10 protein-coding genes are annotated in these 15,228 nt (G+C 55.6%); 7 read left to right on the top strand and 3 right to left on the bottom strand.

The genetic code is table 11. The features are described 5' to 3' along the window. The first annotated feature begins 30 nt into the window (after nt 1-30). Nucleotides 31-1,071, top strand: a complete 1,041-nt coding sequence (locus YBN1229_RS14595) for a hypothetical protein (RefSeq protein ID WP_046478541.1) — start codon at nt 31-33, stop codon at nt 1,069-1,071. 39 nt (nt 1,072-1,110) lie between these two features. Here YBN1229_RS14595 and YBN1229_RS14590 read toward each other — a convergent pair whose 3' ends face one another. Both YBN1229_RS14590 and YBN1229_RS14585 read right to left on the bottom strand, forming a co-directional pair. Further along, complete coding sequence (locus YBN1229_RS14590; RefSeq protein ID WP_046478542.1) at nt 1,111-1,512, bottom strand: hypothetical protein; 402 nt, start codon at nt 1,510-1,512, stop codon at nt 1,111-1,113. Between the two features lie 633 nt (nt 1,513-2,145). Next, the gene (locus tag YBN1229_RS14585; protein ID WP_046478543.1) at nt 2,146-4,539 is read right to left on the bottom strand and encodes a heavy metal translocating P-type ATPase; all 2,394 of its coding nucleotides are present in this window, start codon (nt 4,537-4,539) and stop codon (nt 2,146-2,148) included. 80 nt (nt 4,540-4,619) lie between these two features. Here YBN1229_RS14585 and YBN1229_RS14580 point away from each other — a divergent pair, with 80 nt between their 5' ends. From YBN1229_RS14580 to YBN1229_RS18745, 6 genes are all read left to right on the top strand, one after another. Beyond that, nucleotides 4,620-4,895 carry a metal-sensitive transcriptional regulator gene (locus YBN1229_RS14580; protein WP_046478544.1) on the top strand — a complete coding sequence of 92 codons (276 nt, stop codon included), beginning with the start codon at nt 4,620-4,622 and terminating at the stop codon, nt 4,893-4,895. Nucleotides 4,896-5,604: 709 nt separating this feature from the next. After that, entirely contained in the window at nt 5,605-7,314 is a 1,710-nt protein-coding gene (locus YBN1229_RS14575) for an efflux RND transporter periplasmic adaptor subunit (RefSeq protein WP_046478545.1), read from the top strand. 12 nt (nt 7,315-7,326) lie between these two features. Then, on the top strand, nt 7,327-10,443 hold the full coding sequence (locus tag YBN1229_RS14570) for an efflux RND transporter permease subunit (RefSeq protein ID WP_046478546.1): 3,117 nt from the start codon (nt 7,327-7,329) through the stop codon (nt 10,441-10,443). A 23-nt stretch (nt 10,444-10,466) separates the two neighbouring features. Continuing rightward, nucleotides 10,467-10,850, top strand: coding sequence for a hypothetical protein (locus YBN1229_RS14565; RefSeq protein ID WP_046478547.1), 384 nt, complete (start codon nt 10,467-10,469; stop codon nt 10,848-10,850). A 501-nt stretch (nt 10,851-11,351) separates the two neighbouring features. After that, complete coding sequence (locus tag YBN1229_RS14560) at nt 11,352-13,139, top strand: ABC transporter ATP-binding protein (protein ID WP_046478548.1); 1,788 nt, start codon at nt 11,352-11,354, stop codon at nt 13,137-13,139. Between the two features lie 52 nt (nt 13,140-13,191). Then, nucleotides 13,192-14,343 (top strand): hypothetical protein, encoded by a 1,152-nt coding sequence (locus YBN1229_RS18745; RefSeq protein WP_152025001.1) that lies wholly within the window; start codon nt 13,192-13,194, stop codon nt 14,341-14,343. Nucleotides 14,344-14,376: 33 nt separating this feature from the next. On the opposite strand, the gene YBN1229_RS14545 is transcribed toward YBN1229_RS18745, so the two are convergent. After that, nucleotides 14,377-15,000: a sulfotransferase gene (locus YBN1229_RS14545; RefSeq protein WP_046478551.1), complete on the bottom strand. Its 624-nt coding sequence runs from the start codon at nt 14,998-15,000 to the stop codon at nt 14,377-14,379. Nucleotides 15,001-15,228 lie beyond the last annotated feature (228 nt).

Below are 15,228 nucleotides of genomic sequence, written 5' to 3'. Positions count from 1 at the left end.
CAAGGTAGAATCCCAATATGGAGATGATTTATGGGTATGATGGAGGAAATTGAAAAGTCTCTAAAAAGAATTCAGGGATTTGATCCATCGAAACTGTCGCGAGAGGAAGATCTTGGCAAGCAGCTGAGTTTTTCTGAAGCGGTTGAGCCGGCTCGAAAGGTCGTAGCTTTATTTAATCAGTTGCCCATTAGTATTCTTTCTGAACTGCCGTCCCAGGAATTAAACAAGCTGAAGACGCAAGCCGATAGTGTGTTCAACGTTTTTGGAAAGTGCCTGGAGTTCAGCAGTATTGGTGAGACTGAAGGTGGGACGCCAGAGCAACGGCGAAACGCTATCCTGAAGGAGGTGCAAAATTTATATCAGCAGGCATTTTCTGGGTTGCATCCGTTTATTTCGTTTGCCAGTAGTAGGACGGTAGACTTCAGCAATCTCCAAGTGCAGGGTCGCGCTGCAATTCAAGCGATCGAAGATAAAGCTGATGAACTCACTGAGGCTCTTCAAGAAAGATCCAAAGAGGCTGCTTCAATTGTAGAAGAGGTGCGGCGAGTGGCTGCTGAGCAAGGTGTTTCTCAGCAGGCTATTTATTTCCGCGAGGAGGCGGACGCGCACCGTACTTCAGCAAATTCGTGGAGAATAGTTACTTTGGTGGTGGCGGGAATTCTAATTTGTTTGGCTGTGTCGAGCATGTTTATCCACAAGTGGGAATATCTGGCGGCGGATAATATACAGAACGCGCTGCATGTGCTTGCCGGAAAAATATTGGTTTTTGGTACAGCGGCGTACTTGTTGGCTCTTTCAGCGCGAAATTATTTATCCCACAAGCACAACGAAATAATTAATCGGCATCGACAAAATGCCTTGATGACATTTACGGCGCTTGTGAAGGCTTCTGGCAATAAAGATGGACAAGAAATTGTTTTGTCTCACGCTGCGGCCTGCATATTTGCTCCGCAGTCTACTGGATACAGTAAAGTATCCGGTTCGCCTTTGCAGGCTTCTGGGATGACAATGGCGGATATAATACCGAGGGCCGTTTCTTCGAGATTTAGTGGTTCGTCAGATGTTGCGTGAGTTTTAAAGATGGGATTAAAACCCAAATTGGTTCCGACCTCAGCTTTTTTGGTCTTTGCCGATTGAATCCACCCCACTCGGATCCCTCCCCTGCACGGCATCGATCAGGCAGAACACCGCGTAACACGCGGTCAGGACGGTCACGATGCCGAGGCCGATGAATTGCCAACTGGGGAAGGGGAAGGTCATGGTGACGGCGGCTTCGCCGATGGTGATGGCGGTCACGACGATGAAGATCAGGAAGGCTTTGGCGCGCACGCTGAAGAGTGCGAGGAAGATCAAGAGCCCGAAAGCGCCGAAGCCGAGCCCCAGTTCGCGGTGGTAGGGGACGTCCTCCCGCAACTCCGCGGGGCCGACAAAGCAGAGGACAGCACCGGCGAGCGCGCCCAGCGCGACAATCGCCAGTTTGATTTTGTCGGACAGCGACAGATTGGGTCCCATGATGCCCTCCCTGATCCCGGACCGTTTTCTGGGGCCAATCGAATTGTCAGTGTGCCCTCAATATATCCGCGCTGCAATCCTGTATGGACGTCAGGACTCCGCGTAAACGCTAGCGTTTTTGTCGAAAACTTCGGTTCTTGCATCAGTGTGTGATGCCTAATCATCGGCATAAACTTACCCCCGTGCCGTTGGGTGGCTTTTATTCTGAGCGCAACCGCGTTTCCGAGGGGTGCCGTCCGGAGGCTGACCTGAAGGCAGGCGCGGGGGAGCAAGTCGTTCAAAACAACAGGGCTTTAAGCCAAGCCCTGTGAACGGCGGGCCGGCCGGGCGGACGTGATGCCTCTGACGGCGCCACCCGCATGCATCATCAACCTGGGTCCCTTGCGTCGGCCGTGGCCGCCCGCCGCAACGTCCAGGGGAAACCGGATCGGTGGCCTTGTCCGATCATGTTCGGATCGGTAGCTCGCGGGGCGGCGTCAAGGCCGTACCAAAACACCCTTCGCGGCTTTGACGCCGCTCCGCACCCCTCGAAATTTCGCGAGGGCTTCACCTCCGCCATCACCTCGGCGCCGTCCGGCGCGCGGGGCAATTCGGGGTGGGCCGGCGCACGTCGCACCGGCCATGTCCGTCGCTTCAGAGCTTGACCCCGCGCAGGCGCGCGGCGTTGGCGATGACGCTCACCGATGAGAGCGACATGGCAGCGGCCGCGATCATCGGTGACAACAGGATGCCGAACGCGGGATAAAGGATGCCCGCCGCGATGGGCACGCCCAGCGCGTTATAAATGAACGCGAAGAACAGGTTCTGCCGGATGTTGCTCATGACCGCTTCCGACAGGCGACGGGCGCGGACGATGCCGTTGAGGTCGCCCTTGAGGAGTGTGATGCCCGCGCTTTCCATGGCGACGTCGGTGCCGGTGCCCATGGCGATGCCGACATCGGCGGCGGCGAGAGCGGGCGCATCGTTCACGCCGTCTCCGGCCATGGCGACCACGCGGCCCGAACTCTTATGCCGTGCGACGACGGCGCTTTTCTGGTCGGGCAGCACTTCGGCTTCCACTTCGTCGATGCCGAGTTGCCGGGCGACAGCCTTTGCCGTCGTCCAATTGTCTCCGGTCAGCATGACGACGTGAATGCCTTCGTCCTGCAGGGCCTTCAGGGCTTCCGGCGTCGATGCCTTCACGGGGTCGGCTATGGCGAAGATGGCGGCGGGCTGGCCATCGACACCCATGAAGATGGCGGTCGCTCCATCCTGGCGCAGGCGGTCGGCTTCTGTGCTGAGCGGACCAACGTCGATGCCTTGCTCGGACAAGAACGCGCTGTTGCCCAGGACGATCCGTCGTCCTTCGACAGTGCCCAGGGCGCCTTTGCCCGTCGGCGAGTCGAAATCGGTAACCGATGCCGTTGGCATCCCCCTATCTTCAGCTGCGCGTACAATGGCGTTCGCCAGAGGATGCTCGCTGGCCCGTTCGACACTGGCGGCAAGACGGAGGGCTTCGGGTTCCGTCAAGCCTTGGGAGGGTATGATGGCGGTGACGGCGGGTTTGCCCTCGGTGAGGGTGCCGGTTTTGTCGACGACGAGGGTGTCGACCTTCTCCATGCGCTCCAGTGCTTCGGCATTCTTGATCAAGACGCCGGCGTGGGCGCCGCGGCCGACGCCGACCATGATGGACATGGGCGTGGCAAGGCCCAGTGCACACGGGCACGCGATGATGAGAACGGAGACGGCAGCTAGGAGGCCGAAGGAAAAACGCGGCTCAGGCCCCCAGATCGCCCACGCGGCGAAGGCTACGATGGCCGCGAGGATGACGGCGGGCACGAACCAGCCCGAGACCTGGTCGGCGAGACGCTGGATTGGCGCGCGGCTGCGCTGGGCTTCGGCGACGAGTTGGACGATCTGCGACAGCATCGTGTCGCGTCCGACTTTTTGAGCCTCTATGACGAGGCCGCCGGATTGGTTCATCGTGCCGCCAATCGCTTGGCTGCCAGCTTCCTTCGTGACGGGCATCGATTCGCCGGTCACCATGGATTCATCGACGGCGCTACGGCCTTCTATCACCTCGCCATCAACCGGGACTTTTTCGCCCGGTCGGACGCGGAGATGGTCGCCGACCTGGATGTCATCGAGTTGGACTTCTTCCTCTGTACCATCGCTCTGGATGCGTCGCGCGGTCTTGGGTGCGAGATCGAGGAGGGCACGGATGGCGCCACTCGTGCTTTCGCGTGCCCGCAACTCGAGGACCTGACCAAGCAGGACGAGAACCGTGATCACCGCGGCAGCTTCAAAATAGACCGCCACGGAGCCATCGGCAGCACGGAAGGCCGGCGGAAATATACCCGGGGTGAGCGTGGCGAGCATACTATAGACCCACGCCGTTCCCGTTCCGATGGCGATCAGGGTGAACATGTTGAGATTGCGGGTGACGAGCGATTGCCATCCGCGTTCAAAGAAGGGCCAGCCCGCCCAGAGGACGACCGGGGTCGCCAGGAACATCTGAATCCAGTTGGATGTCTGCTGGTCGAAGAAGTGCCAGCCTACAAGGTGGCTGCCCATTTCCAAGATGAAGACAGGGAGAGTGAGGGCTAGCCCGATCCAGAAGCGGCGGGTCATGTCGATCAGTTCGGGATTGGGTTCCGAGTCGAGGCTGACCAATTCGGGCTCCAGGGCCATGCCGCATATGGGGCATGAGCCCGGGCCGACTTGCCGGATCTCAGGGTGCATGGGGCACGTGTAGATCGTGCCTTCGGGGACGGGTTCCTCAACGCGGTCGCCGAGGTAGTGCTCCGGATCGGTAAGGAATTTGCTCCGGCAGCCCGCGGCGCAGAAATAGTAGGTGCGGCCTCGATAGTCGGCGCGGTGCTTTGCGGTATGCGGATCGACATCCATGCCGCAGACGGGGTCTTTGACTGTGGTGCCAGCGGCCGGTGTGGTTTCAGCGCCAGCGTCGTGGCGGTGGTCGTGGCCTGAGCAGCAGCTTCCATGGCTCTTGTGGTCTTCGGATTTCGGCCCTTGTGGTGGATGGCTCATGGTGTCCTCGGATTTGGAATTTTAAACCCCTGGGGGGTATAGTCGTTGACACTTATACCCGGTAGGGGTATGCGTCAAGCATGGAACCCGAAACGGCGTCGACGTGCCTTAAACGTCTGAGCAAAATCGAAGGCCAGGTCCGCGGCATCTCCAGGATGGTTGAGGAGGACCGCTACTGCATCGACATCATCACGCAGATCGCGGCCGTCCGCGCGGCCCTTCGGCGTGTCGAAGAGGCGGTTCTCAAAGATCACGTGAGCCATTGCGTCGAGCATGCGATTGCGAGTGGCGACGCGGATGAGCAGCGGACGAAGGTGGCTGAGTTGATGGAAGTGCTCGCCCGGACAAATCGGTGAACGTCCGAAGCTGAGACTCGTTGCATCTGAGGCCGAGGATGTGGGGCTTGCCCCCGAACTGCCGGATTTTGTGGTTTGAGTTGTTACTGACCGTTGGTGAGATGAAGTTCATGTTGACGGTGGATCTGACAAGCTTGTGTGCTTGACTGATCGGGAGAATTGCTGCTCATGTCCGCGTATGCGAGGGCTATTGCTACGACTGTTGACCATACTGATGATTGCTGTCACCTGCGTAGGTGGCGGTAGGCATATTGCTGCGATCACAGATGCTCACGCGGTGCCCTTGGAACTCGCCCACGCGACTGTTTATGTGGGTGAAGCCTGCGGTGCTCACGATTGCGACGAACACGGGGCCGATCATTACGGTTGCCCGCATGCCCACGTAAATTGTTGCGGTACTTTGGCACTAGCGGCAATCGAGACACCGTTCACATTTGAGGCCCAAGGCCGCACGTCGCCTTTTGATCTGGGATCGGCTGTACCGTTGAGGCAACCATCTTACTTGCCCCAGCGCCCCCCCAGTTTCGCCGCGTGATCCGCGGCGGCACGGCGTCTTTCCGTGTCGCTTGGTATGATCGGCGCGGCTTCTTTACGCTCAAATTAATGTCGCTCGACATGTTGGGTATGGCGGAATCGCCTGCCCCTTCTGGGCGAGCGTTACGCGGGCAAGAGCCGGTGCCGAACTTAAAGCGAATAAAAGGTTCGACGCATGCATTGGCTCTTTGCCGTCATTCTATGGGCGTTTACGCTCGCGCACCCCGTTCTTGCGGGGCCCGGACATGATCACGGACACGATCATGGTGCTCAATCTGAGATTGCCGCTCCTGAAATCCCTCGGCTTCAGAGCTCCAGTTCCGATCTTGAGCTGGTGGCAACAGCGGAAGGTCATACGCTTACGATCTATCTAGACCGGTTCGCGACCAATGAGCCTGTAGAAGGCGCAACGATCGAGGTTTCCGGTGATAGTATCCCTACGGTCACGGCGTCCCCGGTTGGGGAGGGTGTCTATGAGATTGAGGGTGAGTGGCTCGACCATCCTGGGACGTACGCACTGATCTTTATGGTGAGCGCGGGCGACACCATGGATTTATTGAATGGCACGCTCGATATCCTTGGTCCTGAAGCGCCAAAACAGGATGCTGCAAATTCCTGGTCCGATCTTTTGGCTCAGCCCATGGTGTGGGCGATCGGCGGTCTCGCAGCCTTGTTTGGTTTCTTCTTTTCCTTCGCGTTTCGTCCTGCGCGGTTGCCGGGTGAACCTGCGGCCGGTGCTGTTCCTCATTCCGATACAGTCGCGAAGCAGGGTAGCAAGGCGGCGGCCGCTGTGTTGGTGGCTATCGTTAGCGTGTTGGCCCAGGCGTCCGATGTGCACGCGGGGCCGGGCCATGATCACGGAGAGCCCGCGGCGACACCCACGGGAGGGAACGCGCCTCGTAAGCTTCCGGACGGAACAGTCTTCGTTCCGAAAAATTCGCAACGGCTATTGCGTGTGCGGACGACAGTCACCGAGATCACAGACGCAGCGGAAGGCCGCGAATTAATCGGCGTGGTCATCTCAGACCCTTCTGCTTCCGGACATGTTCAGGCGCCGATGGATGGGCAGATCGAACTCACGGACCGAGGGATTGCCTTTGTCGGCCAGCGCGTCGGGCGAGGCGAGGTTCTGGCGATGCTTTCGCCAACGATCCCAGTGGCGGACCGGGGATCGCTGCAGCAATTGACTGCCGAGGTCGAAGGCAAACTGCGCATTGCAGAGCAAAAACTGGCACGCCTGACGCGGATCGCCGGCGTCGTTGCACAAAGGGAAATTGAAGATACCCAAACGGAGCTTGAAGCATTGCGCGAACAACAACGCGTGCTGGCTCCGAAATCAGCCGAGAAGCTGAAGTTGACAGCGCCGGTGGCTGGCGTGATTTCAATTGCAAACGTCAAGGCCGGACAAGTCGTTAGTGCACGCGATACGCTTTTTGAAATCGTGGATCCGCAACGGCTTTGGGTCGAAGCGATCGGTATTGGCGGCCATGACGAGATGAAAATTCAGGCGGCTTACGCGATTGATGCCGAAGGCCACAGTATCGCGCTTTCATATGTTGGCCGATCACCGACACTTCGTCAGCAATCGCTGCCAATCCTCTTCAAAGTTGAAGACACGCATGAGGCTCTGACTATTGGTTCGACACTTAGGGTCATCATGCAAGGCGAGAAGGAAGCACGTGGGATTGTGCTTCCGCAGGCCGCGGTTGTTCGCGCGCTCAATGGTATGGCTCAGGTCTGGGTCAAGGTTGCTCCGGAAAAGTTCGAGCCAATAACCGTGACAACTATTGCGCTCGATGGTTCGCGAGTTCTGGTTTCAAAGGGGCTCGACGCGGAGAGTCGTGTTGTCGTGGAAGGCTCCGAACTTATCAATCAGATCCGTTAGGGTGACCCAGAGATGTTTAATGCCATCGTGCGCGGTAGCCTCGCGAACCGGTTGTTTGTGTTGGTCGCCGGCGTCGTCATCATGCTCTACGGCTTGATGACACTTAGACAACTTCCTGTCGATGTTTTCCCTGATCTCAACCGGCCTACCGTCACGCTGATGGCGGAATCCGAGGGCTTGGCGCCAGAAGAAGTTGAACTCCTCGTCACGTTTCCAATTGAGACGGCGATGAACGGAATGCCCGGTGTTACGCGTGTGCGCTCGGTATCCGGCGTTGGTTTGTCAGTCGTCTACATTGAATTTGACTGGTCGACGGAGATCTATCGTGCGCGACAGCAAGTCTCTGAGCGACTGCAATTGGTTCGCGAACAATTGCCGAGCAACATCACGGCGCAAATGGGGCCCATCTCGTCGGTGATGGGCGAAATAATGCTGATCGCCATGTCGAGTACGACGGCTGATCCGATGACGCTTCGCGAGCTTGCAGACTTTACGGTGCGTCCGCAACTTCTCACGGTTCCTGGAGTATCTCAGGTCATCCCCATTGGGGGGGAGGTGCGCCAATATCGGGTTATTCCGGACCCCCGGCGTATGGCGGCGGTTGATATCAGCTTTGAGGCTATCGAGAAGGCGATTCAACAGTTTGGCGGGAACACGGGTGGTGGCTTTGTTGACCTCAAGGCACGTGAATTTTTGATTCGGAATATTGGCCGCACCACGAAGATCGAAGATCTCCAGAATTTGGTGGTGGCTTACCGCGATGGCCGTGTGATCTCGCTTAGTCAGGTGGCAAAGGTCGATTTCGCGGCGCGTACTAAGCGCGGCGATGCCGGGTTCAATGCAAAGCCCGCAGTAATCCTGGCCGTCCAAAAGCAACCGGCGGCCGATACGGTCACGATCACGCGTGGCATCGAAGAAATGCTGCCTGAACTCCAGCGCGTGATGCCCGAAGGCGTGCGTGTGACCGATGTGCAATTCCGTCAAGCAACGTTCATCGAGACTTCGATCAAGAATGTGATGACGGTGTTGGTTGAAGCGCTCGTGGTCGTGGCGATCGTGTTGTTCGCATTTTTGGTGAACTGGCAAACGACGTTCATTTCTCTGGTGGCTATTCCGCTCTCGGTGCTGACGAGCGTCATTGTCTTTCAGATCATGGGCCTTTCCATCAATACGATGACGCTAGGTGGCTTGGCGATTGCCATCGGTGCTTTGGTCGACGACGCGGTTGTTGATGTTGAAAACATCTATCGGCGTCTTGGATTACACCGTGCCTCCGGAGGGCGCGACCAACGTAGTATCCAGGAGGTGGTGGCAGAGGCTTCGATTGAGGTGCGATCAGGCATTCTCTACGCCACCGCAATCATCGTACTGGTGTTCATTCCTCTGTTCGCTTTGTCGGGCATCGAAGGGCGTTTGTTTACCCCGCTGGGTATCGCATTCATCGTGTCGATCGTAGCGAGCTTGATCGTCTCGATGACTGTTACCCCGGTGTTGTCGTACTGGATACTTCCGCGGATGCGGCACCTTGGCGAGCGCGAGAGCCCGTTAGTGCATGTTCTTAAGCGCTGGCAGAAGCGAGGGCTTGAGTGGTGCTTTGATCGCCCCACTTTCGTACTGGGTATCCCAGCTGTTGCGGTATTGGCGGCGATTTTCGCAGGGGGGCTACTCCCGCGCGCCTTCTTGCCAGCGTTTAACGAAGGTACGGTCCTGGTCAGCGTTACACTGCAACCTGGAATCAGTCTGGCGGAGTCTGACCGTATTGGCCGTTTGGCCGAAAAGATTGTGACGCAGGTACCAGAAGTGCATTCCGTGGGCCGACGCACGGGTCGAGCCGAGCTCGATGAGCATGCGGAAGGCGTCCACACGAGTGAGTTGGATGTCGATCTGAGGCAATCCGATCGTAGCCGTGAAGAGGTTCTCGCTGACATTCGCAGTCGCTTGTCGGTGCTTCCCGCCAGCATCACGGTGGGACAGCCGATCGCGCACCGTCTTGACCACATGCTTTCTGGGGTGCGGGCGCAGATCGCGCTTAAGATTTACGGTGATGATTACGACACGCTTCGTAGTCTAGCGACGGATCTGGAAAAAAGGCTTGAGAGTATCCCGGGTATCGTCGATCTCCAGACAGAAAAGCAGGTGCGTATTCCGCAGCTGCAGGTGCGCGTCGATTATGAGAAGGCAAAGCGCTATGGTCTCAATCCGAGTGTAATTACGGAAGCGCTGGAAACTCTTTCAAATGGCCGCGTCGTTTCACAGATTATCGATCAGTCAAAGCGGTTCGATGTCGTCTTACGTCTGAGCGACGAAGACCGCAGTACGCGCGCGCTGGGTGAAATGCTGATCGAAAGCCCCGCTGGTCGTATTCCTCTGAACGCGGTTGCGGAAGTTCTCGAGACGGATGGGCCCAATCAGGTTCTGCGGGAAAACGGTCGCCGACGAATCGCGGTACTCGCCAATACTGATGGTTCCGACATGGCCAAAATCGTGGAGGATATTCGTGCCGAGGTCGCGAGGTCAGATTTCCCGCAGGGCTATTTCACTAGCCTAGAAGGGCAGTTTCAAGCGCAGGAAGAAGCATCGCGGCTTATCGCAGCCCTGTCGATGTTATCGCTGCTCATGATCTTCGTCGTGCTCTATTCTCGTTATCGTTCCGGGGTGTTGGCTCTGATCATTATGGGCAACGTGCCGCTTGCGTTCATTGGCAGTGTGGCTGCGTTGTGGATTGCCGGGCAGCCATTCTCGGTTGCGAGCGCGATTGGATTTATCACCCTTGCCGGCATCGCGACGCGGAACGGCATTTTGAAGATCAGCCACTACATCAACCTCGTGCTGTTCGAAGGGGAGCAGTTCGGGCGGAAGATGGTGATCCGCGGAACGCTAGAGCGATTGACGCCAGTCCTTATGACGGCCTTTGCCGCGGGTATTGCGCTTGTGCCTTTGATGATTGGTGCAGGCGAGCCTGGGAAAGAGATACTCAATCCCGTGGCAGTGACGATTTTTGGGGGGCTGATCTCAGCCACGCTCCTCGACGCTTTCCTCACGCCAGTGCTGTTTCTGCGGTTTGGTCGAAAAGCCCTGGAACGGTTGATGGTCAATGAGGACACGCTGGTTCACGCCGAAGCCTTCTAAACCTAGAGAAAACGGAGGAATATATGGTCAAGCAACTCTTGGCAGTGCTCGCTCTCGCCGTCATCACGGTCGCGCCGCTGCAGGCTCATGAGGACGAGCACCATAAGAGCAAGCACGGAGGAGTGATGGTTGAGAGTGGCCACCATCACCTTGAAGTCGTCGCCAAAGATGGAACGCTAGAAATTCATGTCATTGGCGAGGATGGCAAGCCGGAGGATGTTACCGGAGCCAAAGCGAAGGCGACTATCTTGTCAGATGGCAAGAAGGTTGATGTTCCGCTCTCTTCGGCATCAGATGGTGTGCTGAAAGGGGCCGGTGCGTTCAAAGCGTCTAAAGGCGCCACTATCATCGTGACGCTATCAATGGATGGCCACAAACCGGAGCAGGCACGCGTCAAGCTCGATTAGGTTGATGGGGGCGGTGGCGTGCGTCGCCGCTTCTCACCTCAGCAAAAAGTTTTGCTGGCTCTTGGATTTCGAAAGTGCGCTAAACACAGCCGAAACCAAATCAAGCAGTAATTGTACTGTTGAGTAACGTGGCCGTGACAGAAAGAGGGCGTGGGGAGTGCCGCTGAGCGATGTTCAGTCCCGGGAGGAGCACATAGATAACGGTGCCGGCGGCTAGGTCTGCCTTTCTCATTATTGTTGGCAATTGCACGCCATGGTTCCACCCGTGATCGCTCGATGAGCTGATGCGGGCAGCCTGATCCGTTGGTTGGGGCGCAGATGCGGAATTGTGTCGGAATTTGGGTGGTGACTCACGCTGCGACTTTTTGGAGCGCGGGATAGGGAACCGTTGGCTCCGAGCGCACTTATGGGCCAAATTTGCGCACCGTGTCGCGTTATGATGTGCCTAAAGCGGTGCTGAGTGATATATAGCGCGGATGCTTGGGGAGCCCACGGGTTTGCATGCGAGAGACAATTTCCAAACTAAGCGATCTTCTTGACCGGCGCGAAAAGTGGCAGGCGTTGCTATTGCTTGTGCTGATGCTCGCTTTGGGATTGGTCGAAATGGTGGGGGTTGCGTCAATCCTCCCGTTGATCGCAGTTCTTTCGGATCCGAGCATTATTCAAACGAACCCCTATCTTCGCTGGGCGTATGAGGCGCTCGGGTTTTCTAGCGTAAACAGCTTTCTTATCGTCCTCGCTGCGTTGGTTTTTCTCGTCATTGTCGTGCGCACGGGGGTTACTGCTGTTACGAGTTATGGAGTGCTGCGCTACGCACAAATGCGGAGCCATGCCCTGAGCGTGAAGTTACTCACGTCTTACCTTCGCCGTCCCTACGCGTGGTTTCTGAACCGCCATAGCGCGGACATGGGCAAGTCGGTGCTCTCTGAGGTCGAACAGGTTGTCAACGAAAGCTTGATGCCGTGTTTGCAGCTCGTATCCCGGCTCATCATTACCCTTTTCATAACCGGCTTGGTCGTGGTTATCGAACCTGTCGTTGCTATTGGCGTGCTGGTTGGCGTCTCGTTGGCTTACGGTCTCGTGTTCCTGGCGGTTAGTACGTATCTACGCCGTCTGGGGAAGGAACGCGTGGCGGCTAACCGTGCACGGTATCAGATCGCGCAGGAAGTGTTGGGGGGCGTCAAGGAAGTTAAGATCGGAGGGCTTGAGCCGGGCTACGTGCGCCGCTTTTCAAAGGCGTCGCAGCATTTCGCACGTCTTAGAAGCCGTTTTCAGCTGGTGCGTGAAGTTCCGCGGCATCTGTTGGAGTTGGTGGCAATCGGTGGTGTTCTTGTTGTCATTCTCGTGCTGCTCTTTCGCGCTGATGGCAACCTCAAGACTGCATTGCCAATTATCGCCCTTTACGCCTTTGCGGGATTGCGGCTTTTGCCGGCTGTTCAGACGATTTATCAGAGCTTGGTGGCATTGCGTTTTGGTGGCCCTGCGTTGGATGCACTACACCGAGAGCTTTGCGAGGCTGATGGTCAAGCATCGGATTGGGCGAATGTGGTTCCGCTGCCTTTGCGAAGCCAGATCGAGCTTGATCATGTAGACTTTTCCTATCCACAGGCCGGGCGACCTGCGCTCAGGGACGTTTCGCTCAGAATACCCGTTCACACGTCTGTCGGGATTGTTGGAGAGACGGGGGCTGGGAAGTCGACGCTCGTTGATATCATCCTCGGTCTGCTTGAACCGCAAAATGGGCGGTTGCGCGTGGATGACGTACCTATCGAGCGTTCGAACGTGAGGGCATGGCAGCGCTCCGTGGGTTATGTGCCACAGCATATATTCTTGGCGGACGAGAGCATTGCGGCCAATATCGCCTTTGGGGTTCCACTTGATAAAATTGATCAATCGGCCGTCGAGCGCGCAGCGAGGATGGCGAAATTGCATGATTTTGTCATGAGCGAGTTGCCGCACGGGTATGCGACCGAGGTTGGTGAAAGAGGGGTACGTCTTTCAGGTGGACAGCGCCAGCGTGTCGGAATCGCGCGCGCCTTATATCACGATCCGGACGTGTTGGTTTTGGACGAGGCGACAAGTGCGCTTGATAATAGGACTGAGAAAGCAGTCATGGACGCCGTAAACAATCTGGCTCATCGCAAGACTATCATCATGATCGCCCACCGGCTGACGACTGTCAGGGGGTGCGACGCGATCTTTGTTGTTGAACAAGGCAAGGTGTCGGCAGTGGGACCCGACGCACTGGCCAGTTTAGGTGCGCCGTCATCAACGTTGGATGTGGCCTGATCAGGTTTTGATCTGACAGTTAGACCAAGGTCAATAACAAGGGTGGCCGCACGTGAAAATTATTCTACACATAGGACAGTCGAAGACGGGAACGTCGGCAATTCAGGCGTTTTTGACGTTTCATCGACTTAAGCTACAATCTAAGGGCGTCCTATATCCCTCGCCTCGTATCAACGGAATGCCACTGGATCTTGGCAGCCATAATCCGGTGGCTGATGCCTTGGCAGGAGTTAGTCGTTACCCTCACCTGACGGCAGATGAGTATTTTAAGCAGTTTTTTCTTCAGGCCGAGCGTTCCAATGCTCACACCATGATTCTTAGTGCGGAGCATTTTTTTGGCGGTCAGCCGCGTGTTTGGGAGGTGGCTAATGAAACGGATTATTTCTTTCATTACCGACGAAAAATTGAAGCTCTGCAACGTTATATGGTGAATTATGATGTTCACATCATAGTTTATCTTCGCCCACAGGTTGATTGGCTCTCTTCTAACATAACGCAGGTTATTACGCACGGAAAGTCTATTCATCACGACATGTCGTATGATGATGATTGGGGGCACTATAGAAAAAGAAAATTTTTACTCAGGTATTATAATCGACTGAGTATTTGGAATGATGTGATGGCACCCCGGGAATTCCATGTGGTTCCTTATATTCGCGATCGATTGTTTCAACAAAGTAGTGTGTCTGATTTTTTGAATCGTTGTGGAGTTGGAGTGGATTTTCTGGGAATCGACCCGGCTGATGTAAAAATAAATGAAACGTTGTCTCGTGAATATCTTGAAGTAAAAAAAATTCTAAATCTCACGCCTAAGTCTCGCGCTCAGGAGCGTGCAGTTGTCTATTGTCTAAAAAGACTTTCGCGAGAGAGCTGCTTGGGGACAGCATATCATTTGGATCCCGCTTTAGTTTCTGACCTCGAGGCATATGTTGCTCAGGATAACGCTAAGATTGCTCAGCATTTCATGCAAGGTGAGACGGATTTTCCATCCCGCGCAAAATATTCAGGTGACGACTTCATGCCATTGAGTTCGGAGGTTGTCGCAGCGGCGAAGGAAAGATATGAGCGGGAATATCGTAGCCCCCGCATTAGGTTTTATGCGTTTCAGCAAGCCGCTCTTGCGTTCCTGCGGCAGCGGGCCAAGCCTGCGCATGTTGTTCTTCATCAGCTTCGACGAGTTCGACGGCATCTTAAATATGGATAGGAGTTAGATGGTGCGCAATATCCAATAAATGGATCAACCTTGCTTTGTGGCATTTGTTATTTTCCAACCGCGTGCGCGGAGGGTGAAGGAGGGTGAAAGAAAGTCAATCAGCATGTTTATTGAATCACGATCTATGCGGAAGTGTAAAAAACGTGCGTGCCCATTAAAATAATCGAGAACATCGTTGGTGTGAGCTTCGTAAGTCTGTCGCCAGATCGTTTTGACGCCGCGTTCGTCAGTTTTCCATGCCGCCATGCAACGCTCAAGATGAGATCCATTGTGATGGTTCGAGCGAGATTTAACCCAAGCTTCCAGGTTTCTGTCGTTTAAGATAAAGTATGCCCGTGGAAACAATTCATGGAACAGTCGGAAGTGTTTGTTTCCTTCTATTTGCTCTCTGTGCGTTGAGTATATTATGTCGCTATAGGCAGTTGCTCTGGACAGATATTTTTTTAAATTGTTCTTATCGGATAGTAGTTTTTCGATGTCATCGGCTAGTTGTCCGTTATTCCAGTGTGTTGATCGGATTGCATGTTGAGTCATTAAATGGTGCAGCGATGTCGTTCCGCATTTATTGAATCCGATGAAGAATATTTTTTCATCAGGTGCGAGGGTTTGCTGCAGAATGTTGCGCCCGCGATCAATAATGTTGAGCATCTGAGAGTTGCCCCCTAATAAGGTAACGTCCGTATTGACTTAGCATCGATGGTAGTTTTGATAGTTGGTTCATTGTGTGTTTGAAGGATCACAGCATGGGCGACGAGTAGTGCTGAATTGACGGGGATAGCGCGCAGCGGTCGTAGGCGATTTTCGTGGGTGCAACAGGTTTTATCACCTTGTCATCAAAGCGTTACGTGTCAATAACGTGTGAGACGGGTATGCAGT

Source organism: Candidatus Filomicrobium marinum, assembly GCF_000981545.1.
GTDB classification, from domain to species: Bacteria; Pseudomonadota; Alphaproteobacteria; order Rhizobiales; family Hyphomicrobiaceae; genus Filomicrobium; species Filomicrobium insigne.
The sequence above is the reverse complement of the archived record's forward strand: the minus strand, read 5'-3'. Positions and strand labels throughout refer to the sequence as shown.